This is a genomic window from Cellulophaga sp. L1A9 (genome assembly GCF_009797025.1).
Classification (GTDB): domain Bacteria; phylum Bacteroidota; class Bacteroidia; order Flavobacteriales; family Flavobacteriaceae; genus Cellulophaga.
Genome location: NZ_CP047027.1, coordinates 1,335,159 through 1,359,932, shown reverse-complemented (window position 1 = coordinate 1,359,932; position 24,774 = coordinate 1,335,159). Strand labels below are relative to the sequence as shown.

Here is a 24,774-nt window from a genome sequence, read left to right as displayed (position 1 = left end):
AAATGGAAGTAGAAGGAAAAGTGAAAATGGTTGGGGAAACTCAAACCTTTGGAAATAACGGATTTAGAAAAAGAGAGATTGTCGTTACTACAGAAGAGCAATATCCGCAACATATTATGGTAGAGTTTGTTCAAGATAAGTGTGACTTATTGAACAGCGTAAGTGTTGGACAACCTATAAAAATTGGAATTAATTTACGTGGTAGAGAATGGGTTAATCCACAAGGAGAAACTAAATACTTTAACTCTATTCAGGGTTGGAGAATTGAAAGTTCTCAACCAGCGGCATCAAATTCAAGTGCAGGAATTCCTCCAGCACCACCGATGGATTCTTTTCAGCCAGCAGATGATTTAAATGAAGAAGATCACGACGATTTACCTTTTTAAATTTATAAATAAAGAGTACGGAAGACCTGTTTAGTTTTTTACTAAATAGGTCTTTTGTTTTTATTTAGTTTGATGTATTTTAAGGTTAAAAAATAGTTGAATAAAAAATTAATTTATAAGCCCATGATTTTTCTTTCTGAGGAGTTAAACTTTCCCGATGTTTCAGAAGCTAATTATGAAGGTTTGCTTGCGGCTGGGGGAGACCTTTCTCCGGAACGCTTATTACTGGCTTATAAAAGTGGCATTTTCCCTTGGTTTAATGAGGATTCCTTAATTCTATGGTGGAGTCCTGATCCTAGAATGGTATTGTTCCCAGAGAAAGTTAAGGTGTCTAAAAGTATGCGTAAGGTGATTAGAGATAATCAGTTTACACTTACCAAAAATGTTGATTTTAAAACAGTTCTTGAGTATTGTTCTATGGTAAATAGAAAGGATCAAGACGGTACTTGGATTACCGAGAACATGAAAGAAGCCTATTTGGAACTTCACAAAAAAGGCATAGCGCAATCCTATGAAGTTTGGGAAAATGATACTTTAGTAGGGGGATTGTATGGTATAGATTTAGGCCATATTTTTTGTGGAGAAAGCATGTTTAGTCTAGTGAGTAACGCCTCTAAATTCGCCTTTATCAGTTTGGCAAAAGAGTTAGCACGTAAAGATTATAAGTTAATAGATTGCCAAGTGTACACGGAGCACCTTGAGAGTTTAGGTGCAGAAGAAATTGCTAGAGAAGATTTTATTAAGTTATTGTAACAGGTAAAATGTAACTTTTCTGTAGTATTTGATACCAATAAGGAAAAGCAAAACTATGTTTGGTGGTGGAAGTGGCGCGGGAATGGCTCAAATGCATCGTAATAATATCAAATTATTGCGTAAAACCAACAGGTTCTCCTCTAAACGAACATTTTCAAATACAAAAATTGAGTACTCTAGGGCTGCTGGGGGTTTTATCGCTCTAAAAAAACTAAGCCCTGAAGAACTTCGAAGCGTAAGGAAGCTTGTTCTCGAAAACCGTAATAAAGATAAAAGAAAAAATTTGCTTTTATCCCTTGCTATTTTGGTGCCATTGTTAACGCTTTTCGCCTATCTAATTTCCGCATTCTTAGCAAACGAAAATACGATCAAATCGAACAATTTAAAACTGAAGGCCGATGTAATGTCGCAACAGTATGATTTTTATAAGAGTGATGGCGATGTATGGTTCAATAAAAACAAATTCAATAATGCTATTTTTCAATATAGAAAAGCTCAAGAATTATTTCCGGAAAAGTATGAAGCCAATTATCAATTAACTAAAGCTTTAGTGCGTTCTTGTCAAATAGATTTTTTACACTGTGAGGAGGCAAAAGAAAAACTAGAAATACTCAAAGGCAACTATCCTGATAAGAAGGATATTTTAGTATTGCATTTTTAGTGAAATAAAATAGATTAGAATTTTATAGGGTGATCACAAATGCAGAATTTATAAAAAGTACGTGGGCTAAGGCTTTATTGTAATCTTCTATTCTGTATTCTAGACCTATTTGTAATTTTGTAAAAGTACTTAATTTGTAGCCAACCTGCGAGGAAAAGCGTTGATCGTAACTCGGTTTTTTTGTTTTCGCAATACTTAATAAACTTTCCGTAGAGAGAATAAAATAGGGCTCCCCGATATCAAGTTTTTCACCTTTCAAGGGCATGTCTGCAGCACATCTAAATCTAAACCTGTGTGTAGTTAATGACGGTGCGATTCGCTGTTCAATACGTGTTCTAAGGCCATACCTTATGGCACTTGGTTTAAATGTGTGATTGTATTGTTCTGTAATTCGTAATTCGTTTTCTTTTTCAGTTTCAAAAGGAGCCCTAAATCGGTATTGAATTCCTAAAGCAATACTCTGATTGCTGGATACTTTTAATTCTGAAAAATGAGCAAAATCTAACTGCCGTGTTTGTAGTTCAATCCCTTTCTCTTTATAGAAATAAGTTCTACTGCCTACAGAAAAATTAGTACCGTATATAGAAGAGAATTTATGATTCACAGCTATTTGAGGTTCAATATATCCTGTAAAGTTATTTTGAGCGAGAAGAGGTTTTAAAATAAAAAAAGCAATTAGAAAAAGGCTTAATTTAATATAAGACATGATCATAATTAGGAGGTAGAGATTTTCTAATGCTTAGATAGTTCCCTTCTGAGTTAAAGAGTATTTCAAATTGGTCGTAGTTCTTCTCTTTTTTAGCGTCAATGATTAATTCATAGTTTACAGAGGGCAACATCAAATTTTGGAATGCATTTTTAAAAGTTTTTTCTACAGGGTCTTCGGTAACATATTGTTGCTGTATTTTTTTTATTTTAAAAGAGGTAAAATTGGTGCCAAGGTAGTTCTGGATTCTTTCGTAAGTTTCATTAGGGACATCAATTTCTTTAATGGTAATTTCAATATCCTCTAAGGTGCCTTCTTCATTAAACTCAATACTGTACCAAAGTTTATCTTTCTTAAATTTGGCTTCGTAACTAATTTTTAAGCTGTCTATTTCTTTATAGAACTTCAGCTTTTTTGCATCAGAGACTTTGCTTTTTATTAAATCGTAGCTTTCCGTTGGAAAGTCTTTTTTCTTGATGCGAAATTCGCGTTCGTGTTTTACTTGGGCCATAAGCGTACTATAGCTGCAAAGTAAAATTAGGATTAAAATTTTATACTTCATTATATCTAAAACATGTTGTTTCGTGATCATTTACCATTCCTGTAGCTTGCATTTGAGCATATATTACCGTGCTACCCACAAATTTGAACCCTCTTTTTTTTAAGTCTTTGCTTATGGTATCTGATAAAGGGGTATTTGCCGGTGCTAATTTATAATTTTCTACAGTATTTTTAACAGGCTTGTGGTCAACAAATTTCCAGATGTACTTGCTAAAGCTTCCAAATTCTTCCTGAATTTTCATAAATGCAATGGCATTGGAAATCGTTGCATTGATTTTAAGCTTGTTTCGTATAATTCCGGCATTTTGTAATAACTCTTCAATTTTACCAGCATCATATTTAGCGATTTTTTTATAATCGAAAAAATCAAAAGCTTTCCTGAAATTTTCTCTTTTTCGCAATATTGTAATCCAACTTAGGCCGGCCTGAAAGGTTTCTAGAATTAAAAATTCAAAAAGTTGATGATCATCTTTCACAGGTACACCCCATTCTAAATCATGATAAGCTTCATATAAATCATCTCCTTTACACCATCCGCAGCGTTTTTTTTCCATCAAAAATTAATTTATATTAAAATTAAAACAATGCTTAAAGATAAAGGAGAAATTTGTTTAGCAATTGAAATGAAGCTTTTTTATTCTGAATATAGCTTTAGTTCTCCATTTTCTATTGCTTCCTCTAAGTCTGCGTTAACGGAGTTGAAGAACCTAAAAAAGGGCTTCCCATCTTGTCTAATTAAGGTGGTCACTTGTTTTTTGTTTTTAACTTCTTTAAAATCTTCAATGATTAATTTAAGTCCAACCAGGCTATTAAAATCTGCTATCGCGCCTCTTTTTATAATATGGTTTTTTCTAGGAAAATCTAGGTGTTTGTAATTTTCGCCTCTTGGGTTTAAGAGTACTAATACAGTACCTTTCTCAAGGTTTACTGCTTTTTCTTGACTATGTCCACCTATAGAATATATCGCAAGGAAAACAAAAACTAGGAGCTGTTTCATATGTTTTAAGGTTTAAATTGTAAAGTCAAATTTAAAAAATAAGTGTAGTATTAGTTAGTTATACTTTCGTTAAAAATTGTTAAACTATTGTATGTTGATAGTAATACTATTATATTCGCAAGTGTACTTAAATAATTAGAGATGGATAGGCTTTTACAATCGGTAAAAATTGCAATAAATAATAAAATCTATATTAAAGACCCTGAGTCATCTGGGTTGGGAAAGAAAATTATTGAGCATAGCATTTTAATGATTCATGAAATAGGTTTTGAGAAATTTACCTTTAAAAAATTAGGTGAAGTTATTGGGTCTAATGAAAGTTCTATTTATAGATATTTTGAAAACAAACATAAGTTGTTGTTGTATTTAGCTTCTTGGTATTGGGGTTGGCTAGAATATCAATTGGTTTTTTCTACGAATAGTATATCAGATTCATCAGATAAACTTAAAAAAGCCATAGAAGTACTAGCGAAGACCATTGAGCAAGATTCTCATTTTTCACATATTGATGAGGTTGTCTTAAGTAAGATTGTTATAAATGAGTATTCCAAATCGTATTTAACAAAAGAAGTCGATGGAGAAAATAAGGAAGGTTATTTTACAATTTACAAGCGGCTAATTATGCGTTTGTCTGATATGATCAAAGCCGTAAATCCGGCGTATGGGTATTCTTCTAGTCTTGCAAGTACCATACTAGAGGGCTCTTTACATCAGTTTTTTTTAAAAGATCATTTCCCGACGCTTACGGATTGTCATGATCCTAAATCTCCCACCAACTATTTTTTAGAATTAGTATTTAAAACCTTAGCACCAACCAAAAATGTCTAAAAATGCACTTACCGCTTGGCAACGTTTAATAGGATTATTAAAACTTGATAAGCGAGACATTCTACAAACATTCTATTACGCAATTTTTGCAGGTATCGTCAACTTAACACTTCCATTAGGGATTCAGGCTATTATCAATTTAATTCAAGGAGCACAGATAAGTACCTCTTGGATTGTTCTTGTAGTTTTGGTAACCGGGGGTGTTGCTTTTGGGGGCTTACTGCAATTAATGCAAATTAGGATTATAGAGAATGTACAGCAAAAAATATTTACGAGAGCTTCATTTGAGTTTGCGTATCGTTTTCCAAAAATTAAGATGAGTGAATTGAGGGATTATTATCCTCCAGAATTGGCCAATAGATTTTTTGATACTATAAACGTTCAGAAATCTTTAGCGAAGGTCTTGTTAGATTTTCCTGCGGCATTGCTGCAGATAATCTTCGGCCTTCTATTGCTCTCTTTTTATCACCCATTCTTTATATTGTATGGCTTATTGCTTTTAATCCTTATCTACGTTGTGTTTAAATTTACCGCTAGAAAAGGCCTAGAAACTAGCTTGGCAGAATCTAAATACAAGTATAAAGTGGCCCATTGGCTACAAGAGGTAGCACGTTCTTTAGTGAGTTTTAAACTTTCTGGAGAAACCAATCACGCCTTACGAAAGAATGATACCTTGGTGGGAGAATACCTAGATGCGCGCGAAAGTCACTTTAGGGTTTTGGTCATTCAGTTCATTCAAATGATTGGCTTTAAAGTTTTGGTAACCGCTGGTTTATTGCTTATAGGAGGGCTCTTAGTGCTAAACCAAGAGATGAATATTGGGCAATTTGTTGCGGCAGAGATCATTATTTTATTAGTCATTACCTCTGTAGAAAAATTAATAAAAGGTCTAGAAACGGTATATGATTTATTGACTTCTCTTGAAAAGTTAGGGCAAGTGGTAGATAAAGAATTAGAATCTCAAGATGGTGAAACCCCCTTAACGGTATCATCAGAATTGACCATAGAGATTTCGGAAGTAAGCTATATTCCTCAGGGTGCTACACATAAGGTAATAGACGACGTATCCTTAACATTTATTCCAAAAAGCACTACGCTGTTAATGGGGGCAAATGGATCTGGAAAAACAACATTGTTGCGATTAATCTCAGGATTAATTCATCCAACGGAAGGTGCTGTTTATGCAAATAATATTTCTTTAGATAATATTCTGCCAAATCACTATAGAAACTTTATAGGGCAATCGCTAACAGAGGAAAGTCCGTTTGAGGGTACTATTTTAGATAATATCACTTTTGGTGATGAAGCAATTTCTCAAAAAGATTTATATTGGGCTATTGAGAATACGGGACTTACCAAATTTGTAAAAGAACAGCCAAAAGGTATTCATACCATCTTATTCCCAGAAGGGCAGCAAATACCCCATAATGTGGCAAAGAAAATAGTGTTGGCAAGGGCTATTGTTAGAAAACCAAAATTATTAATTTTAAAAGAGCCTTTGGACCAATTGGATGAAATAGAAGCGCTTAAAATAATGGATTTTCTAACCGATAAAAGTAATCCTTGGTCTGTTGTTGTTGTTGTGAGTCATGATGTTAAATGGTTGAGCCGTGTAGATAGAATGATTACGCTTGAAAATGGAAAAATTGTTAGTACAAATTAAAGAGACTTATGCTTAATATATCTAATAACGTATTAAATAAAACGGTAGATCTTGGAATCTATAAGGCTACACGTCGCGTTTTTCATAAGAGACATTACAAGTATTTCAATAGATTTTTAATTGGGTCTGCCTTATTTGGAGTTATTGTGTTGTTTCTACCATGGACGCAGAATGTTCGTGGTAAAGGATTATTGACGACTTTAAGGCCAGATCAGCGCCCACAAACCATCCAATCTCCAATTCCTGGGCGTATAGAAAAATGGTATGTTCAAGAAGGCGATTTTGTAAATAAAGGAGATACTATTCTGTTCATTTCGGAAATAAAAAACGAATATTTTGATCCAAAATTAGTAGAGCGAACGGGAGATCAAATTAAGGCCAAGGAAATGTCTGTAGTTTCCTATGAAGGCAAAGTAAAAGCATTGAATAATCAAATTGGTGCATTGGTTACGGAGCGCGGTTTTAAATTGGAGCAAGCTAAAAATAAGTTGTTGCAGTCTAAATTAAAGGTGCAGAGTGATAGTATAGATTTACAGGCAGCAACTACCAATTTAGAAATTGCTGTACGGCAATATGAGCGTACCGCACAGTTACAAGAAGAGGGACTAAAAGCGGTTACCGATGTTGAAGAAAAAAGATTAAAGTTGCAGGAAACGCAGGCTAAATTAATTTCTCAAGAGAATAAATTGTTAGCGAGTAGGAATGAGATTCTAAATGCTTCTGTAGAGGTAAATAGTGTGCAAGCAGCGTATACTGATAAGATTTCTAAAGCGCAGAGTGATATGTATACGGCGCAATCGGGTCAATATGATTCACAGGCGCAAGTAACTAAACTAGAAAATCAATTTACCAATTATGAAATGCGTAATGATATGTACTATATAAAAGCACCACTAAGTGGGTACATAAATAAAGCAATTCAGGCAGGTATAGGTGAAACTTTTAAAGAAGGGGATAAGTTGGTAGGGATTATGCCTTCTGTTTATGATAAAGCTGTAGAGATGTTTGTGGCGCCTTTAGATCTGCCTCTAATTCATAAGGGCGAGAAAGTGCGTATTGAGTTTGATGGGTGGCCTTCTATTGTTTTTAGTGGTTGGCCCAATGCGTCTTATGGTACCTATGGAGGTATTGTGGTGGCTGTAGAGACATTTATTAGTCCCAATGGAAAATACCGCGTGCTCTTAGCACAAGACCCCGAAGATCAAGCGTGGCCAAAAGAGATTCGTGTGGGGTCTGGGGCAAGTACTATTGCCTTATTAGAAGACGTGCCAATTTGGTATGAGTTATGGCGACAATTGAATGGATTCCCGCCTAACTATTATCAGCCAAACGCAACAGCAACTAAGGATAAGAAATAATGAAAAAAATTCTTTTTTATAGTGTATTGCTCTTTAGCTATGGTTTAAGTGCGCAAGATATAGATGCTACTGTTCTTGATTTTAAAGAGTATTTAGGGTATGTGAAGAAGTATCATCCTATAGCAAAACAGGCGGCACTAACTTTAGATATGGGGCAAGCAAAGCTGTTAAAGGCTAGAGGAGGTTTTGATCCTAAAATTGAGGTAGATTACGGAGCCAAACAGTTTAAAGGTACAGAATATTACGAAAAATTAAATGCTGTATTTAAAATCCCTACCTGGTATGGTGTTAATTTTAAAGGGGCTTTTGAGCAGAATGAAGGGGTGTATTTGAATCCGGAAGCTACTGTTCCGGATGATGGTTTATACAGTGCAGGGGTAAGTATGTCTCTAGGTCAAGGACTTTGGATTAATGACCGAATGGCAACCTTGAAAAAAGCCAAGTATTTTAGAGAACAATCAAAAGCAGACCGAGATATTTTGGTGAATCAAGTGTTGTTTGACGCTGCACAAGCATATTTTGATTGGTTGCAGGCGTACAATGAAAATAAAATATTTGATAGTTTTTTATCCAATGCAGCTATTCGTTTAGATGGGGTGAAAAAAAGTGCATATTCTGGTCAGGTAGCAGCAATTGATACTGTGGAGGCAACGATTACATTACAGGATAGGGCCTTAAATTTAGAACAAGCAAAAGTAAGGTTGATGCAAAAATCATTAGAACTTTCTAGTTTTCTATGGTTAGACGATGTGCCTATCGAGCTTCAAGAAAATATTATTCCTGATGCTAATATTGCAGAAGACATTAATGAAGTCTTAGGGATTAATGGGGTTCCATTAGATAGCTTTACGATAGAAAATCATCCTAAATTAAAATCGCTGACCTATAAAATGGACGGTTTGCGAGTAGATAAAAACTTGAAAGCGAATAAGTTATTGCCAAAAATAGAAATTGAGTATAATTTTTTGACGGAGACACCGGAGTATTTAAATTCCCTTCAAACAGATTATTATAAAGGAGGAATACGTTTTCAATTGCCCTTATTTTTAAGAAAGGAACGTGGAGATTTAAAATTAGCAAAATTTAAATTACAAGATGCAAAATACGAATTGGACAATGCTGAAATTGTAATAAAAAATAAGGTAATAGCCATGTATCGAGAGTTAGCATCTTTTGAAAAGCAGAATTTGCTTATCGGGACTATGGTGCAAAATTATGAAATTTTATTAGCAGCAGAAGAGCGTAAATTCAGTTTTGGAGAAAGCTCTTTGTTTTTAATCAATTCGCGAGAAAATAAACTTATAGAATCTAGATTAAAACAAAATTCTGTTCAAAATAAATTCTTTGTAACGAAAGCCAAATTATTTAATAGCTTAGCATTAAATCCGAAAGATTTATAATGTTAATACATGCCGAATAGTAAAACAAAAGGGTATCGATTATTGGGGCATGCAGGTGCCTATCTAAAAAGATCAAGAAAACTTCGAGTGGGGTTTAGGGCTTTTTTAAAAGATATGCTCTTTATTTTAGTGGGTATTTTTTCGGCGGCCTTTGGGCTGGAAAGTTTTTTATTGCCAAATAAATTTATAGATGGTGGAGCAACGGGTATTTCATTACTGGCTTCAGAAGTTTTTACCTTGCCTTTACCTCTCTTAATTTTGGTAGTGAATATTCCTTTTTTAATTCTTGGATATAAGGTTATAGGCAAAACCTTTGCTGTAAAAGCTTCAATTGCTATTGTAGGATTGGCTTTAGTGTTATCTACTGTGCATTTTCCGGAAATTACACAAGACAAGCTATTGGTAGCTGTTTTTGGAGGTTTTTTTCTAGGAGCGGGGATAGGTTTATCTATTCGTGGTGGTGGCGTATTAGACGGCACCGAAGTACTTGCTATTTTTTTAAGTAGAAAGTTAGGGACTACCATTGGCGATATCATTATTCTAATCAATATTATCATTTTTTTAGCGGCAGCATATTTCTTATCTATTGAAACGGCTTTATATTCCATGTTAACTTATTTATCGGCCTCAAAAACTTTAGACTTTGTGGTTGATGGTATAGAGGAATATACAGGTGTTACTATTATTTATGGGAAGAGTGAAGAAATTAGAATTATGATTTCCGAGAAATTAGGTCGGGGTTTAACCATCTATAGTGCAAAAGGTGGTTTTAGCAATGAGGGTATTCAAAAGGAATATGATGTTATCTATACGGTAATCACAAGACTGGAAATTCGAAGATTGAATATAGAAGTATCAAAAATAGATGCTAGTGCGTTTGTTGTCATGAATAGTATAAATGATACCAGAGGCGGAATGATTAAAAAAAGGCATTTGTAAGTTTTCTCTCATTTTTTCTACAAACATGACGTAACTCAGTTTTTTAATGAAACTCAGTATCTAATTTTACCCCAAATAAACCCGTCATGAATATTTTAGAAACCAACAAAACATCCCAAGAAATTTCTCAGTTATTAAATAGTAGTTTATTAAAAGCTGTAAGCTATGAAGAATACCGAAATACTATTTCAGATTTAGTAGCCAACGAAAAGTCTACAGGTGTCGTTCAGAATGATGCGCTTGCCAATTATACCATGCTTAATGATAAGCGTATGAAACGTTTGGATAAGACGCTTAAATTTTCAGAGGATATCATTGAAAAAGTTGAGAAAGTTGAAAGAAAAGTAACTTGGTTGGTACTTACTGAAAGCTGGTGTGGCGATGCTGCGCAGACTATGCCAGTAATGAATAAATTGGCTAGTTTGAATCCAAATATATCTTTTAAAGTTATTTTGCGTGATGAAAATCTAGAACTGATGAATCAATTTTTGACCAACGGAACCTTGTCTATCCCTAAGTTGCTAATGATTGATGATGCTACGAACACTGTATTTTCAGATTGGGGTCCACGACCTACTAAAGCAACTCAATTGGTAAATGACTACAAAAATACACATGGTACATTAACGCCTGAGTTTAAGCAAGATTTGCAAATTTGGTATACCAAAGATAAAGGAGTAAATACTGCGGAAGATTTATTAACGGGCCTTCTCTTGGAATAAATAGGTGATGGTACCTTTCTGGCTAGCTTTTGTAGATTTGTTGAAAGATGCTTTATAGGCATATTCTAAAGCATTGTCTATTAAGCAGCCATTTTCTGTGCTGGAACTACTTTTATTGAAACTAGCATCAGTAACCATGCCTGCGCTATTTACGCTAATATTAATTACTATTTTACCACCTTCAATACAGGTATAAATTGGTACGGGTAAACTGTAGTGATTTCTGTCTATTAATGAATACGATATAGATGTCCTACGTTTTGCTAAATTATTGGTAGGCACATCTTTCTGAGCTTCGCGTTCCCCTAATAATTCTTTTGCTTCTTGACGCTTTTTTTTAAGTTCCTTTAAGCTTGCAGCATATTCGCCAGAGTCAGACGTTAAAAGCTCGTTAGGTTCATCGCTATCAGAACCGTTTTCTGCTTCTTCCATTAATTCTTCTAATGTTTTTAAGGGCTCTGGATTGCCAAAACTAGCTTTTGCTGTTTCGTTAAAAGCCATATGACTTTTGATAGCTTCTGCTTCTGCTTCTGCTTGATCTTGTAGTTCTTGCTCCTCTTCTTCTAAAAGTTCTTCGGGATCTTCTTCAAGTAAAGCTAACTCCACCACATATTCCTCTTTTTCCTTTGAGCCTAAATGGACGTTGTATAAACCCAACACCATGATAGCCATAGAGAAAATCGTGATTAGTAATGAAAGTTGACTTTTATTTAAATTCATATTCTTATTAACCACTTTTTTAGAATATTATTTTATCAAATCGTTAAACAGTTGTGAAAATGTTCTTTTTCTAAAGGTTTTCTTCAGAATCAGGATTTAATAGCTTGTTAAATGCCTCTGTGGTTATAGCATTATCTACGTTATAATCGCCTATTTTGGTTCTTCTGAGTGATGATAAATGTGCTCCAGAGTTTAGGGCAATTCCAAAATCATGAGCTAGAGATCTAATATAAGTACCTTTGCTACAAGCTACTCTAAAAGAAACTACATTCCCTTCAATAGCGGTTATCTCAAATTCATGAATGGTGATTAGCCGTTTTTTTATTTCTACTTCAATACCTTCTCTTGCATATTCATACAAGCGTTTTCCGTCTTTTTTTAAAGCAGAAAAAATTGGAGGTGCTTGTTCAATTTCGCCTAGGAACTGCTTAGTGGCTTCTTTTATTAAAGCTTCGGTAATGTGTGCTGTAGGGAACGTTTCGTTAATTTCAGACTCTAAATCGTAAGAAGGTGTGGTGCCTCCTAAGGTAATTGTTCCTGTATATTCTTTTGCTTGGCCTTGAAGTTCGTTAATTGTTTTGGTGAATTTTCCTGTGCAGATAAGTAACAATCCTGTAGCTAAAGGATCTAAAGTGCCTGCATGACCAACCTTAATTTTTTTGAGTTCAAATTTTCTTCGGATGCTCCACTTAATAGAGTTTACCGCTTGGAAAGAAGACCATCCTAGTGGTTTGTCAATCAAAAGTGTTTGTCCTTCTAAGAAATGTTCTTTAGTTTTCAATAGTTATTTTTAAATGCGTATTATCCAAAATATCCGTAAGCAATGGCGATAAGACCAACAATTAAGCAATAGATAGAAAAATAAGAAAGCTTACTTTTCTTCACGAGTTGAATCATCCAAGTACAAGCTCCTAATCCGGCAATAAATGCAGCAATAAAGCCAGCGCCCATGGCAACATTGTTATCTCCGTCAAAAGTTAGTTCTCCGCCTAATAGGTCTTTAAATATCTTACCGAAAATTAAAGGCACAACCATTAAAAAGGAAAAGCGTGCAGCTTTGGTTTTGTCAACGCCTAGCAATACAGAGGTAGAAATCGTTGCTCCACTTCTAGAGATGCCAGGTAGCATAGCAATGGCTTGAGAGATACCTACAAGAAAAGCATTTTTAAAACTCACTTTTTTATCGGTGTCTTTGGCTTTATCAGCGAAGTAAAGAAGCGCTGCAGTAACTAGCAACATGAAACCTACAAAGCGAACATTGCCGCCAAAGAAACTCTCTAATTGTTTTTCAAAAAATAAACCAACAAAAACAGCTGGTAGCATTGAAATAATAATTTTTATAGAGAATTGAGTTTCTTCGTTCCATTTAAATTGAAAAAGGCCGCGTAGTAATTCCCAAACATCTTTTCTGAAAACAACAAGTGTGCTTAATGCTGTAGCAAAATGGAGTACTACGGTGAATAAAAGGCTTTCTTCGGGGACAGAATGATCACCTAAAATAGCTTTTCCTAGTTCTAAATGTCCACTTGATGAAACAGGTAGAAACTCTGTTAAACCTTGGATTATACCAAGGATTATTGCGTCTATAACTTCCAATTAATCTTTTTTATGAGGGTTCAACAAAATAGCATAGATTTCTATACCTAGACCGATAAGCACAAGTGTTGGTGCTAAACGGATTCTCCTAAAGCTATATATCTCAGGATTAAAAACATTTGGGTCATCACTCCCGCCACCGCTCATTAATATAAAGCCTATTACTATAAAAGCAAGGCCAATAAACATAAAGGTATAGTTCTTACTTTGAAAGATAAATTCCTTTTTAGAATCTTGATTTGAATTGTCACTCTTGTTTGCCATGCTGCAAATTTAATAATATAATTCGTCTGTTCTTAGATTTAAGAAACGTTGTGTTGCAAAGTAGGTGCTAATAAGTGAAATTAACAAGCCTAAAATAAAAACACTAGAAAAAAGAATCACTAGAATAATAGGGTCATCCATTAGGCCTAACTCTGGGAAGTTTTCATTTACATAATATAAAACACCCGCTAAGGCAAGCATGGCTAAAATAGCACCTAGTACCCCTAGCTTAACATTTGTCCAAATAAATGGTTTGCGAATAAATACTTTAGTAGCACCTACCATTTGCATCGTTTTAATAATAAAACGCTTGGAATAAATAGATAGGCGTATAGAACTGTTGATTAATAAAACAGCAATAAAAGTAAAAATACTGCTGGCTACTAAAATCCAGAAGCTAATGCGTTTTACATTTTCATTAAGTAAGCCTATTAGTGGTTTGTCATAGCTTACTTCTTCTACATAATCTTTAGCAGTAATTTCCGTTGCTATTTCTTCCAGTTGTTCTGGTGTTACAAAATCTGCATTTAACTGAACATCAATGGAATTTTTTAAAGGGTTGTAGCCTAGAAAATCTTGGAAATTCTCACCAATATCCTCACTGTGCTGTTCTGCAGCTTCTTCTTTAGAAACGTAAGTTGCAGCTTTCGTATATTCTGCCATAACTAAGCTTTTCTGAAGCTGATCTACTTCAACCTGTTTGGCATTATCTTTTAAAAAGACAGAGATGGTAATTTGTTCTTTAAAATGATCGGCTAGTTTTTTAGTATTTAATACCAATAAGCCTAAAATTCCCAATAGAAAAAGCACAAGACCTATACTTAAGACTACAGAAAAATAGCTCGATATTAATTTACGTTGTTGATAGCGCTCAAAAGATTTACTCATAATGTGTGAAAACGATATGTAAAAATAGGAAAGTATATTTAATATGAAATCTCTGTTAACATTTTGTGCTAATAATATCTTAGTTTTTACAGTAAATGATGCTTTTAGAGCTTAAAAAGGTCATTTGAATTAAGGGTTATCATTAGTAGAAGTTAAATTATTACTTATATGAGGTTGTTTGAGCGTCTAAATTCTTTTTTCTTATGCGATTGTTAAAGGGAAGCGTCTATAATCTTTTCCCTTTCCTATAATAAACTTATTTTTGCTCCGCATTAAAACCATCAGGTTTACACAAACTTTATATAATGAACTACGATTTCACAGAAATTGAAGCCAAATGGCAAAAATATTGGGCAGAAAACCAAACGTTTAAAGCAGAAAACAATTCTGATAAAGAAAAGTTTTATGTGTTAGACATGTTTCCTTATCCTTCAGGGGCAGGACTGCATGTTGGGCATCCGTTAGGGTATATTGCTAGTGATATTTATGCACGTTATAAAAGGCATAAAGGGTTTAATGTATTGCATCCCATGGGATATGATTCTTTTGGCTTACCCGCAGAACAATATGCTATCCAAACAGGACAGCATCCTGCAATTACTACAGAAACAAATATTGCTAGATATAGAGACCAATTGGATAAAATTGGTTTTTCTTTTGATTGGAGCCGTGAAGTGCGTACCTCTACTCCGGAGTATTACAAATGGACCCAGTGGATTTTTATCCAGTTGTTCAACTCTTGGTATAATAATGATACGAATAAGGCAGAAGACATTGCTACGTTAACCGCGCTTTTTGAGAAAGAAGGAAATGCGACGGTAAATGCAGTTTCTGATGAAGATATTATAGCTTTTACAGCAGAAGAGTGGTATGCTTTTGATACAAAAGAGCAACAAGAAATACTGTTGCAATACCGACTTACCTATTTGGCAGATACTGAAGTAAACTGGTGTCCTGGATTAGGTACTGTATTGGCTAATGATGAGATTGTCAATGGCGTATCAGAACGCGGAGGTCACCCTGTTATTCGTAAAAAAATGACACAGTGGAGCATGCGTATTTCTGCTTATGCACAGCGTTTGTTAGATGATTTAACAACAGTAGATTGGCCACAACCGCTTAAAGATTCACAGACCAATTGGATTGGGAGAAGTCAAGGAGCATCAGCGGTCTTCAATGTTATTGCGAGCGAAGCGAAGCAATCTCATCGGATTGATGTTTTTACCACTCGCCCTGATACTATTTTTGGAGTTTCTTTTATGACTTTAGCGCCAGAGCATGAGTTGGTGGCTAAAATAACCACTCCTGAGCAAAAAGCGGAGGTTGAAGCGTATATAGAAGCCACTGCAAAACGTAGTGAACGTGAACGTATGGCAGATGTAAAAACTATTTCAGGGGCTTTTACAGGGTCTTATGCAGAACACCCTTTTACCCAAGAGCCAGTGCCAATTTGGATTGGGGATTACGTGTTAGCAGGTTACGGAACAGGAGCTGTTATGGCAGTACCTTGTGGTGATCAGCGTGATTATGATTTTGCTAAGAAATTCAACATAGCTATTCCTAATGTATTTGAAGGGGTAGATATTTCTGAAGAAGCGCATGCAGATAAAGATAAAACCGTAATTGCTAATTCTGATTTCTTAAACGGATTGCCGTATAAGAAAGCCATGAAATTGGCGATTTATGAATTGGAAAAAATAGGACAAGGAAAAGGGAAAATTAACTACCGCTTGCGCGATGCTGTTTTTAGCAGACAACGGTATTGGGGAGAACCTTTTCCAGTGTATTATGTAGATGGAATGCCGCAAATGTTAGATAGTAAATTTCTTCCATTGGCATTGCCAGAAGTAGATAAATACCTGCCTACAGAAACTGGTGAGCCACCTTTGGGGAATGCTAAAGAATGGTACTGGTTGCAGTATGGTGACGAAGGGAAAGTAGTTTCAGAAGAAGAATTTAATAGTTCCTCTCCTTCGGGGAGGCTAGGAGGGGAATTAGAATTAAATACCATGCCAGGCTGGGCGGGGAGTAGTTTTTATTTTAACCGCTATATGGATCCGAACAATACGGAGACTATATTTTCGGAGGATGCCATTAACTACTGGCAAGATGTAGATTTATATATTGGTGGTAGTGAGCACGCTACGGGGCATTTATTATATGCGCGTTTCTGGCAAAAATTCTTGTTTGATAAAGGCGTGGTTCCTAAAAACGAGTTTGCTAAAAAACTCATCAATCAAGGAATGATTACAGGGACAAGTGCTTTTGTTTATAGAATACATACATTAGACAAAAAGGCTATTTTTATTCCAAAAAAATTAATTCCAGGAAATTTTCCATTAGAAGATGAAATATCAAGTATATATGGTTATCAAATAAAAGATTTAATGAAAATTACTTTTCAGGATGATAAAACTGAAAGTAAATTACTTTATAAAATTCAAAAAATTCATGCAGACGTTTCATTAGTAAATGCTTCGGATGAATTGGATATCGAAGGATTTAAAAATTGGAGGTCAGAATACGCTGGTGCGGAATTTATCACTGAAGAAGATGGGGTTTTTAAAGTTTCTCGCGAAGTAGAAAAAATGTCCAAATCTAAATACAATGTGGTAAGTCCGGATAGTATTTGTGTAGATTACGGAGCAGACAGTTTACGTTTGTATGAGATGTTTTTAGGCCCATTAGAACAATCTAAGCCTTGGAATACGGCTGGTATTACAGGTACGCATGGTTTTCTTAAAAAATTATGGCGTTTGTATCATTCTGGAGAAAATGGAGCGTTTTACGTCACAAACTCCCTTCCTTCGGAGGGGTCGGGGGAGGACCTTAAGACCTTACATAAAACTATTAAGAAAGTAGAAGAAGATATCGAAAACTTCTCTTTCAATACTTCCGTATCTACCTTTATGATTGCAGTGAATGAACTGTCTGCTCAGAAATGTACAAGTAGAGAAGTTTTAGAAGCGTTAATTGTATTGGTATCGCCTTATGCACCACATATTGCTGAAGAGTTATGGAGTAAATTAGGACATACAGCATCTATTTCTACCGCTCCTTTTCCAAAATTTGAAGCATCGCACTTGGTAGAAAGTAGTAAAGAATATCCGGTTTCTTTTAACGGGAAAATGCGTTTCAAATTAGAGCTTCCTATGGATTTTACAAAGGATCAAATAGAAGAAGCAGTAATGGCGCATGAAAAAACAATACAACAATTAGCCGGAAGAGCCCCTAAAAAGGTGATCATCGTTCCTGGTAAAATTATAAATATAGTAGGGTAATTTTGGTTGAACACTAATCTACAGTAGTAAATGCAGTAGATTGGTGTTTATTCTTCCTAGTTTGTTTAAGGTTGATAATTATGTAACACTTTATTCCATAATCTGAATTTTAAGCATCATTTTTATTATTTTGACAAAACAATACAGGGCTTATTGTTAAAAGTTTGAATTTTAGTTAAACCATCACAATTTTAATGGTTTTTGTTTTTTTATTATAACTATTTGTGGCAAATTTGACGCGACTAATTATAATTAAAATTGACATTGGCGAATTAATTTGTTTGTTGAATAAACTTAAGATTTGCCTTTGTCTTTTTTAGTTTGTTTTTTTATAAATGTGATCTGCAGGAATCTGATAAACAAATTCATTTTTATGCAGATATTTTTCTTTTTAAACGAAAGTTCTAATAAATAAAGCAAATGAAAATAGGTATCCCTAAGGAAATTAAAAACAATGAGAGTCGTGTAGGTATGACTCCAGGTGGTGTTTTTGAACTAGTGAAAAACAACCATGAAGTATTCGTACAGTCAACGGCAGGAGATAATAGTGGTTTCATAGATGAAACTTATATTGAGGCTGGGGCTACAATTCTTGATACAATTGAAGAGGTATATGCTATCGCTGAAATGATTGTTAAAGTAAAAGAACCTATTGAGGAAGAATACAGTCTTATTAAAAAAGGACAAATTGTTTTCACTTATTTCCATTTTGCTTCAAGTGAACCATTAACTAAAGCAATGATTGCTAGTGGTGCTGTTTGTATTGCTTATGAAACAGTTGAAGATAGAGATGGTGGTTTGCCGTTATTAACACCTATGTCTGAAGTTGCAGGTAGAATGTCTATCCAACAAGGAGCAAAGTATTTAGAGAAGCCTGTAAAGGGTCGTGGCCTTTTACTTGGTGGTGTGCCAGGAGTACCCCCAGGAAAGGTTTTAATACTTGGTGCAGGTGTGGTAGGAATGCAAGCTGCTAAAATGGCATCTGGTTTAGGTGCTCAGGTTACCATCCTAGATGTTGACATGAAACGACTACGTTATGCAAATGATGTTTTGCCAAATAATTGTACTACCTTATTCTCTAATGAGTATAATATTAGAGAATTTGTACAAACACATGATTTAATTATTGGTGGTGTCTTACTAAAAGGAAAGAAAGCACCTAATTTAATTACTAGAGACATGCTTAAAACCATGAAATCTGGTGCTGTTATTGTTGATGTAGCGGTAGATCAAGGGGGTTGTGTAGAAACTACAAGACCTACAACTCACGAAGATCCTATTTATATTATCGATGAGATTGTACATTATTCTGTAGCAAATATGCCAGGAGCGGTACCTTACACATCTACTATAGCGCTTACGAATGTAACTACAGCTTACGCTATTAAGATTGCTAATTTGGGTTGGAAAAAAGCATTAGCTTCTGATCCAGGATTACAGAAAGGTTTAAATATTTCTGAAGGAGAAGTAGTTTACAAAGAAATTATAGAAGCATTTGATTGGGCATCATAAGTTAACCTAGCTCAAAGCATTAATTTAAAAATCCTGCCAAATTTTCCGCATTTACGTGTTGGAAAATTTTGGCGGGATTTTTGCGTTATTAGTATGTAGCAGAGAAACTTTGCTATATTTAAAGTATTAAAATAAAAAAATTATGTTCGGATATTATATATTAATAGGAGGGATTGCATTAATTAGTTGGTTAGTAAGCAGGAAGCTGAAGAGCAAATTTGAGCAATATTCAAAAGTTCATTTACGCAATGGGATGAGCGGTGCAGAAATTGCTGAAAAAATGCTAGCGGATAATGGTATTCGTGATGTAAAAGTAATTTCAACGCCAGGAATGTTAACAGACCATTACAACCCTGCTAACAAAACAGTAAATTTAAGTGAAGGTGTATATAATCAGCGTAATGCTTCTGCCGCAGCAGTGGCTGCTCACGAATGTGGTCATGCGGTACAACACGCACAAGCATATCGATGGTTGGGTTTAAGGTCTAATTTAGTTCCTATAGTAAATGTTACCTCTAGTATGTCTATGTGGGTTGTTTTTGGTGGACTAATGTTAGGTGCTGCTGCAGGATTTGGATTTGGGTATTATGTTGCAGTTGCAGGTTTGGTTATGATGAGTTTTGCTACAATATTTAGTTTGGTTACGTTGCCTGTAGAATATGATGCGAGTCATCGTGCCTTGGCATGGTTAAAGAAAACAAATATGCTAGCTCCACAAGAGTATGCAGGTGCAGAAGATGCTTTAAAATGGGCTGCTAGAACCTATTTAGTTGCAGCTATTGGTTCAGTTGCTACACTTGCGTATTGGGCTTTACAAGTTTTTGGAGGTAGAAGATAATCTTACTTTTTAGTAAATAATATAAAAGCTCCTTAAGTTAGGAGCTTTTTTTTGTTTACTTTTTTGCAGCTTGTTCGTACTTGTGCAAGCGAATAAAATACATAATGCTTCTTACAAGTTCTTCTTCATTGCTTTCTATGATTTTCACATCAAAAATGTTTTTCGAAGGATTTGAGAACTCATATTCAATACTACTTTCAGAGACAAATTCATCAAAATAGCTGTTGAATAATGGGTGCATTTGGGGGGCTATCTTCTTTAAAATTGCCGCTTTTGTTTTGTCATCATAGGTTATAGATAACCGTGCTTCGCAATGACAAGTTTCTGTAGCTGCATTCGGAAGTGTTTTTACAGTATGGATCTTCGTTTTTGTATTAAAAAGTTCTCGTAATATATTAGTGGGATTATCTATTTCGAATAACTTAAAAAAAGCTTTTTCTTTGGCATGTATCTTCGTGAGTTCTTTTCGAATCCCTAAATTAGCCATCAAACTATCGCATTTTAATTCCTCTTTACATGAAAAAAATAGGAATAATAAACAAAGGATACTGTAGTTAAGCTTTTTTATTTTCAAAATTGAAACCTTTAAATGGTTATTTGTCGCTCTATTTGTTGATCAAGAGAAATAAATGTTTCTGTTCTAGATACGCCATCTATTTGTTGAATATTGTTGTTTAAAACCTGCATTAAATGCTCATTGTCTCTACACAACACTTTAATTAAAATAGACCAGTTTCCAGTGGTGTAATGGCATTCAAGTATTTCAGGGATCTTCTCTAATTCTTTAACAGCAACAGGGTTACTCATAGCCTTGTCTAAATAGATACCAATATAAGCCATGGTAGAAAAGCCTAGAACTTTTGGATTGATTACAAATTTAGATCCTGCAATAAGGCCAGAGTTTTCTAATTTTCGGAGTCTTTGATGAATCGCAGCACCAGAAATACCAATATTCCTAGCTATTTCTAGTACAGGTTTACGGGCATCAGCCATTAAAAAACGTAATATTTTTTTGTCAATTCCGTCAATTTTCACACTTTCTTTAGCTGATTTCATCTGTAACTGTTTCAAATTAAAATGAAATATAGTTATTTAGTTTCAATTATTAACTAGCTACTGTATTTGGATTGTATCCTAAATAGGGAACTTCTTCTTCATTAAATATAATTCCGTAGGCTTCTAATTCTTTTAGAATAGGGGTGTATACCTCTTCATGCATTGGAATTTGAATACCTGGACGTGTAATCTTTTTATTTAAAATTAATAGTGTGGCAATGGCAACGGGTAAGCCTACTGTTTTAGCCATAGCGGTGTGGGTTCTGTTTTCTCCAATAACCACCATGTTCGCATCAATCTGTTTTTTAGTACCATTTAGTTCATAGCCAAACTTATGATACATTACAATCATATCTTTATCATCTTCCGCAAGGGTCCAGCTATCTTCAAGTATATTTTGTAATATTTGTGCAGGTGTTGCATTTTTAAGGGCTATTTTTTTGTCAGAATTAAATAAATTAAGCTCTTCTAATTTATCCCACATAATATCATCTTGATCTATTTTTAGATAATATCTAAGTTTCAATTCCACTGAATCTGTGGGAGAATAAGGTAAAAATAAATTAACAAATTCTCTATTGGTCATTCCTTCAGAGTTTTCAATGGTGTAACTGTCATCCGTTAGACCTAATTGAACAAACATATTCCATGCTTTAGAGAATCCGACACGTCTCATGGTACCTCTATATAGTGTAAGAATGTCATTAAGACCGTAAGCTTCGCGATATTTTAAGGAGTCTCTATTGGCATAGACTTCAAATTTGCCGTATCCCTTTATATTTACAAACTCGGTTCGTCTGAATAATTTATGATATGGAATGTATTTATACGTTCCTTCTTGTATAAACTGTGCGGTTCCTCCTTGTCCGGCAACAACAACGTTTCTAGGATTCCATGTAAATTTATAATTCCATAAATTGTTATCGCTTTCAGGGGCTACCAATCCTCCCGTAAAAGATTCAAACAGCAACATTTTACCACCTTTCTTTTTAATGCGATCGATGATTTGCATGGCGCTCATATGATCTATTCCTGGATCAAGGCCAACTTCATTCATAAATACAAGTCCTTTGTCTTTTGCTTCTTGGTCTAAAGTTTTTATTTCATCACTAACATAAGAAGCGGTTACTAAGTGTTTGCTGTAATTTATGCAGTCTTTGGCTATGTTGATGTGCATATGTGCTGGTAACATAGATACAACGATGTCTACTTCTTGTATTGCTTTTTGGCGTTCTTCTGTATTGAAGATGTCTAACTTTATAACACTGAAATTAGAGTGACTCTTAAATTTAGCAGGAATATTCTCAGGAAATAAATCTGCAATAATAACATGTAATCGTTCTTCAATTGCTTTTTCTAAAAAGTAATCTAATAAGTATGATGTGGACTTGCCAGCACCAATAATTAGAATTTTTCGCAGCATAGTTTTGTATCTTTATCGTGACATTTAAAAATCACATTTGTTATATATGTAAAAATAACAATCATTTTAGTTATGAACAAAACAATTTTTAGTACAGGAATTTTATTTGGTACCCTTGCAGTGGTATTTGGTGCTTTTGGGGCTCACGGTTTAAAAAATCTTATTTCTCCCGAGTCTATAGCTACATTTAATACAGGAGTTACCTATCAAATGTATCATGCCATAGTATTATTGGTGCTAGGTAGTGTAAATAAAATACCTGCTGCAAAGAAAAAAATAATCTACGGGTTGTTTACTGCGGGAATATTTCTGTTTTCTTTTTCTATTTATCTACTGGCAACCAACACTTTAACGGGATTTGATTTTAAAACCATAGGATTTGTGACTCCAATAGGTGGTTTGTGTCTAATTTTAGGTTGGGGCTATTTCGGAATTCGCTTTCTGAAGGACTAATGTTATATTTAATTGAAAAACTAAAGGGCTTTGTTATATTTTTAATAATTTTTTATCTAAAAATAAGGTGGTCTGTTATATTTTCAATAATTTTAACCCATAAAAATTATTAAATCTTCTTCAAAATGACTAAAGTCACGCAAACGATTTCGTTGAGCAAGTATGGCATTACAAGTGAAAATGTACATTATCAGTTATCACCAGATGATTTACACAGATTAACTTTAGAAAAGGGTATGGGTAAAGAGGCATCTTCTGGTGCTCTCGCTGTAAATACAGGTGAGTTTACCGGTAGGTCTCCTATGGATAGATTTATCGTTAAAGATGAAATTACAAATGATTTAGTCTGGTGGGGAAACGTTAATATACCGTTTGAGCCTTCCGCCTTTGATAAGTTGTATGATAAAGTCATAGACTATTTAAATGAAAGAGAAATTTATGTGCGCGATAGTTATGCTTGTGCAGATGAAGACTACAAATTAAATATTAGGGTAATTAATGAATACCCTTGGTCTAACTTGTTTGCTAGTAATATGTTTTTAAGGCCGACAGAAAAAGAGTTAGAAAACTTTGATCCAGAATGGACTGTAGTTAATGCGCCTGGTTTTATGGCAGATGCAGATGTTGATGGTACCCGTCAACATAATTTTGCAATCTTAAACTTTACAAAAAAGATTGCTTTAATTGGAGGTACTGGGTATACTGGAGAGATTAAAAAAGGAATCTTCTCTGCGCTTAATTTTATTTTGCCCGTGTATAAAAATACATTGCCAATGCACTGTTCTGCCAATGTGGGTAAAGATGGCGATACTGCAATTTTCTTTGGACTTTCGGGTACTGGGAAAACAACACTTTCTGCGGATCCCAATAGAAAACTTATTGGTGATGATGAACATGGTTGGACAAAAGAAAATACTGTTTTTAATTTTGAAGGAGGTTGTTATGCGAAAGTGATTAATCTTTCTGCAGAAAATGAGCCAGAAATTTTTGGGGCAATTAAGAAAGGAGCATTGCTTGAAAATGTTGTTATGGATTCTCAAGGTATTGTAGATTTTGAGGATATTTCTATCACTCAAAATACAAGGGTAAGTTATCCAATTGATCATATTGAAAATATTCAAGTACCCTCAATAGGTAAAAATCCTAAAAACATCTTTTTCTTAACGGCAGATGCATTTGGAGTTTTACCTCCAATTTCTAAACTAACTCCTAATCAGGCAGCATATCATTTTATATCCGGATATACAGCAAAAGTAGCAGGAACTGAAGCCGGTATCGTAGAACCTACTCCTAATTTTTCAGCATGTTTTGGTGCGCCATTTATGCCTTTGCACCCTACGAAATACGCAGAGATGCTAAGTAAGAAAATGAAAGAGGCTGGGGTTAATGTTTGGTTGGTAAATACAGGTTGGACAGGTGGTCCTTATGGTATTGGTACCCGTATGAAATTAAAATATACTCGTGCTATGATTACTGCTGCATTGAATGGGGACTTAGGTCTGTATTCTTATGATAAATACCATATACATTCTGTATTTGGTGTTGCACAGCCTAGAGAGTGTCCTGGTGTACCTACAGAGGTGTTAAGTCCTAGAACAACTTGGGATAATGATGAGAAGTATTATACCACGGCTTTTAAGCTGTCTAATGCGTTCCGTGAGAACTTTAAAAAGTTTGAAGAAGATGCAAATGAAGAAATAAGACGTGGCGGACCGCAACGTTATGGATTCTAAAAATAAAAAAGCCTCTGAAAAGAGGCTTTTTTTATG

General features: G+C 34.6%; 26 protein-coding genes. 14 read left to right on the top strand and 12 right to left on the bottom strand.

Annotation, left to right across the window (positions count from 1 at the left end):
* Window positions 1-2: 2 nt before the first annotated feature.
* The 3 genes from GQR94_RS05835 to GQR94_RS05825 all read left to right on the top strand — a co-directional run bounded on the left by GQR94_RS05835 (window position 3) and on the right by GQR94_RS05825 (window position 1,800).
* Window positions 3-386: a DUF3127 domain-containing protein gene (locus tag GQR94_RS05835; protein ID WP_158974596.1), complete on the top strand. Its 384-nt coding sequence runs from the start codon at window positions 3-5 to the stop codon at window positions 384-386.
* Between the two features lie 123 nt (window positions 387-509).
* Window positions 510-1,139 carry a leucyl/phenylalanyl-tRNA--protein transferase gene (gene aat, locus GQR94_RS05830; protein WP_158974595.1) on the top strand — a complete coding sequence of 210 codons (630 nt, stop codon included), beginning with the start codon at window positions 510-512 and terminating at the stop codon, window positions 1,137-1,139.
* A gap of 55 nt (window positions 1,140-1,194) precedes the next feature.
* Entirely contained in the window at window positions 1,195-1,800 is a 606-nt protein-coding gene (locus GQR94_RS05825; protein WP_158974594.1) for a hypothetical protein, read from the top strand.
* Window positions 1,801-1,822: 22 nt separating this feature from the next.
* Here the strand turns inward: GQR94_RS05825 and GQR94_RS05820 are convergent, their stop codons facing one another.
* The 4 genes from GQR94_RS05820 to GQR94_RS05805 form a co-directional block, all read right to left on the bottom strand.
* Window positions 1,823-2,506 (bottom strand): DUF2490 domain-containing protein, encoded by a 684-nt coding sequence (locus GQR94_RS05820; RefSeq protein WP_158974593.1) that lies wholly within the window; start codon window positions 2,504-2,506, stop codon window positions 1,823-1,825.
* Window positions 2,493-3,068 (bottom strand): hypothetical protein, encoded by a 576-nt coding sequence (locus GQR94_RS05815; protein ID WP_158974592.1) that lies wholly within the window; start codon window positions 3,066-3,068, stop codon window positions 2,493-2,495. Before GQR94_RS05815 ends, GQR94_RS05820 begins: the two co-directional genes overlap by 14 nt.
* On the bottom strand, window positions 3,058-3,621 hold the full coding sequence (locus GQR94_RS05810; RefSeq protein WP_158974591.1) for a DNA-3-methyladenine glycosylase I: 564 nt from the start codon (window positions 3,619-3,621) through the stop codon (window positions 3,058-3,060). Before GQR94_RS05810 ends, GQR94_RS05815 begins: the two co-directional genes overlap by 11 nt.
* A gap of 80 nt (window positions 3,622-3,701) precedes the next feature.
* On the bottom strand, window positions 3,702-4,064 hold the full coding sequence (locus GQR94_RS05805; protein WP_158974590.1) for a hypothetical protein: 363 nt from the start codon (window positions 4,062-4,064) through the stop codon (window positions 3,702-3,704).
* Between the two features lie 141 nt (window positions 4,065-4,205).
* Between GQR94_RS05805 and GQR94_RS05800 the strand changes: the two genes are divergently transcribed.
* The 6 genes from GQR94_RS05800 (at window position 4,206) to GQR94_RS05775 (ending at window position 10,974) form a co-directional block, all read left to right on the top strand.
* Window positions 4,206-4,892: a TetR/AcrR family transcriptional regulator gene (locus tag GQR94_RS05800; RefSeq protein ID WP_158974589.1), complete on the top strand. Its 687-nt coding sequence runs from the start codon at window positions 4,206-4,208 to the stop codon at window positions 4,890-4,892.
* A complete protein-coding gene (locus tag GQR94_RS05795; RefSeq protein ID WP_158974588.1) occupies window positions 4,885-6,555 on the top strand; it encodes a peptidase domain-containing ABC transporter in 1,671 nt (556 codons plus the stop codon). The genes GQR94_RS05800 and GQR94_RS05795 overlap by 8 nt, the downstream gene beginning before the upstream one ends.
* Window positions 6,556-6,563: 8 nt before the next feature.
* Window positions 6,564-7,913, top strand: coding sequence for an HlyD family secretion protein (locus GQR94_RS05790; RefSeq protein ID WP_158974587.1), 1,350 nt, complete (start codon window positions 6,564-6,566; stop codon window positions 7,911-7,913).
* A complete protein-coding gene (locus GQR94_RS05785; protein WP_158974586.1) occupies window positions 7,913-9,313 on the top strand; it encodes a TolC family protein in 1,401 nt (466 codons plus the stop codon). The genes GQR94_RS05790 and GQR94_RS05785 overlap by 1 nt, the downstream gene beginning before the upstream one ends.
* Window positions 9,314-9,322: 9 nt before the next feature.
* On the top strand, window positions 9,323-10,252 hold the full coding sequence (locus GQR94_RS05780) for a YitT family protein (RefSeq protein ID WP_158974585.1): 930 nt from the start codon (window positions 9,323-9,325) through the stop codon (window positions 10,250-10,252).
* Window positions 10,253-10,338: 86 nt separating this feature from the next.
* Complete coding sequence (locus GQR94_RS05775) at window positions 10,339-10,974, top strand: thioredoxin family protein (protein WP_158974584.1); 636 nt, start codon at window positions 10,339-10,341, stop codon at window positions 10,972-10,974.
* Here GQR94_RS05775 and GQR94_RS05770 read toward each other — a convergent pair.
* The 5 genes from GQR94_RS05770 to GQR94_RS05750 all read right to left on the bottom strand — a co-directional run bounded on the left by GQR94_RS05770 (window position 10,951) and on the right by GQR94_RS05750 (window position 14,442).
* Complete coding sequence (locus tag GQR94_RS05770) at window positions 10,951-11,694, bottom strand: hypothetical protein (RefSeq protein WP_158974583.1); 744 nt, start codon at window positions 11,692-11,694, stop codon at window positions 10,951-10,953. The genes GQR94_RS05775 and GQR94_RS05770 overlap by 24 nt on opposite strands.
* 70 nt (window positions 11,695-11,764) lie before the next feature.
* A complete protein-coding gene (gene truB / locus GQR94_RS05765) occupies window positions 11,765-12,475 on the bottom strand; it encodes a tRNA pseudouridine(55) synthase TruB (RefSeq protein ID WP_158974582.1) in 711 nt (236 codons plus the stop codon).
* A gap of 20 nt (window positions 12,476-12,495) precedes the next feature.
* Window positions 12,496-13,290, bottom strand: a complete 795-nt coding sequence (locus tag GQR94_RS05760; RefSeq protein WP_158974581.1) for an undecaprenyl-diphosphate phosphatase — start codon at window positions 13,288-13,290, stop codon at window positions 12,496-12,498.
* Entirely contained in the window at window positions 13,291-13,554 is a 264-nt protein-coding gene (locus tag GQR94_RS05755; protein WP_158974580.1) for a DUF3098 domain-containing protein, read from the bottom strand.
* Window positions 13,555-13,563: 9 nt separating this feature from the next.
* On the bottom strand, window positions 13,564-14,442 hold the full coding sequence (locus tag GQR94_RS05750; RefSeq protein ID WP_158974579.1) for an ABC transporter permease: 879 nt from the start codon (window positions 14,440-14,442) through the stop codon (window positions 13,564-13,566).
* Window positions 14,443-14,747: 305 nt separating this feature from the next.
* Here GQR94_RS05750 and GQR94_RS05745 point away from each other — a divergent pair, with 305 nt between their 5' ends.
* From GQR94_RS05745 to GQR94_RS05735, 3 genes are all read left to right on the top strand, one after another.
* Complete coding sequence (locus GQR94_RS05745) at window positions 14,748-17,723, top strand: leucine--tRNA ligase (protein WP_158974578.1); 2,976 nt, start codon at window positions 14,748-14,750, stop codon at window positions 17,721-17,723.
* 420 nt (window positions 17,724-18,143) lie between these two features.
* Entirely contained in the window at window positions 18,144-19,235 is a 1,092-nt protein-coding gene (gene ald / locus GQR94_RS05740) for an alanine dehydrogenase (RefSeq protein WP_158974577.1), read from the top strand.
* Between the two features lie 142 nt (window positions 19,236-19,377).
* Entirely contained in the window at window positions 19,378-20,073 is a 696-nt protein-coding gene (locus tag GQR94_RS05735; protein WP_158974576.1) for a zinc metallopeptidase, read from the top strand.
* Window positions 20,074-20,128: 55 nt separating this feature from the next.
* Here the strand turns inward: GQR94_RS05735 and GQR94_RS05730 are convergent, their stop codons facing one another.
* From GQR94_RS05730 to GQR94_RS05720, 3 genes are all read right to left on the bottom strand, one after another.
* On the bottom strand, window positions 20,129-20,563 hold the full coding sequence (locus GQR94_RS05730; RefSeq protein ID WP_158974575.1) for a hypothetical protein: 435 nt from the start codon (window positions 20,561-20,563) through the stop codon (window positions 20,129-20,131).
* 95 nt (window positions 20,564-20,658) lie between these two features.
* Window positions 20,659-21,129, bottom strand: coding sequence for an Lrp/AsnC ligand binding domain-containing protein (locus GQR94_RS05725; RefSeq protein ID WP_158974574.1), 471 nt, complete (start codon window positions 21,127-21,129; stop codon window positions 20,659-20,661).
* Window positions 21,130-21,178: 49 nt separating this feature from the next.
* Entirely contained in the window at window positions 21,179-22,552 is a 1,374-nt protein-coding gene (locus GQR94_RS05720; RefSeq protein WP_158974573.1) for a saccharopine dehydrogenase family protein, read from the bottom strand.
* A gap of 72 nt (window positions 22,553-22,624) precedes the next feature.
* Between GQR94_RS05720 and GQR94_RS05715 the strand changes: the two genes are divergently transcribed.
* The gene (locus GQR94_RS05715; RefSeq protein WP_158974572.1) at window positions 22,625-23,005 is read left to right on the top strand and encodes a DUF423 domain-containing protein; all 381 of its coding nucleotides are present in this window, start codon (window positions 22,625-22,627) and stop codon (window positions 23,003-23,005) included.
* Between the two features lie 125 nt (window positions 23,006-23,130).
* The gene (pckA, locus tag GQR94_RS05710; RefSeq protein ID WP_158974571.1) at window positions 23,131-24,738 is read left to right on the top strand and encodes a phosphoenolpyruvate carboxykinase (ATP); all 1,608 of its coding nucleotides are present in this window, start codon (window positions 23,131-23,133) and stop codon (window positions 24,736-24,738) included.
* The last annotated feature ends 36 nt before the right edge of the window (window positions 24,739-24,774 follow it).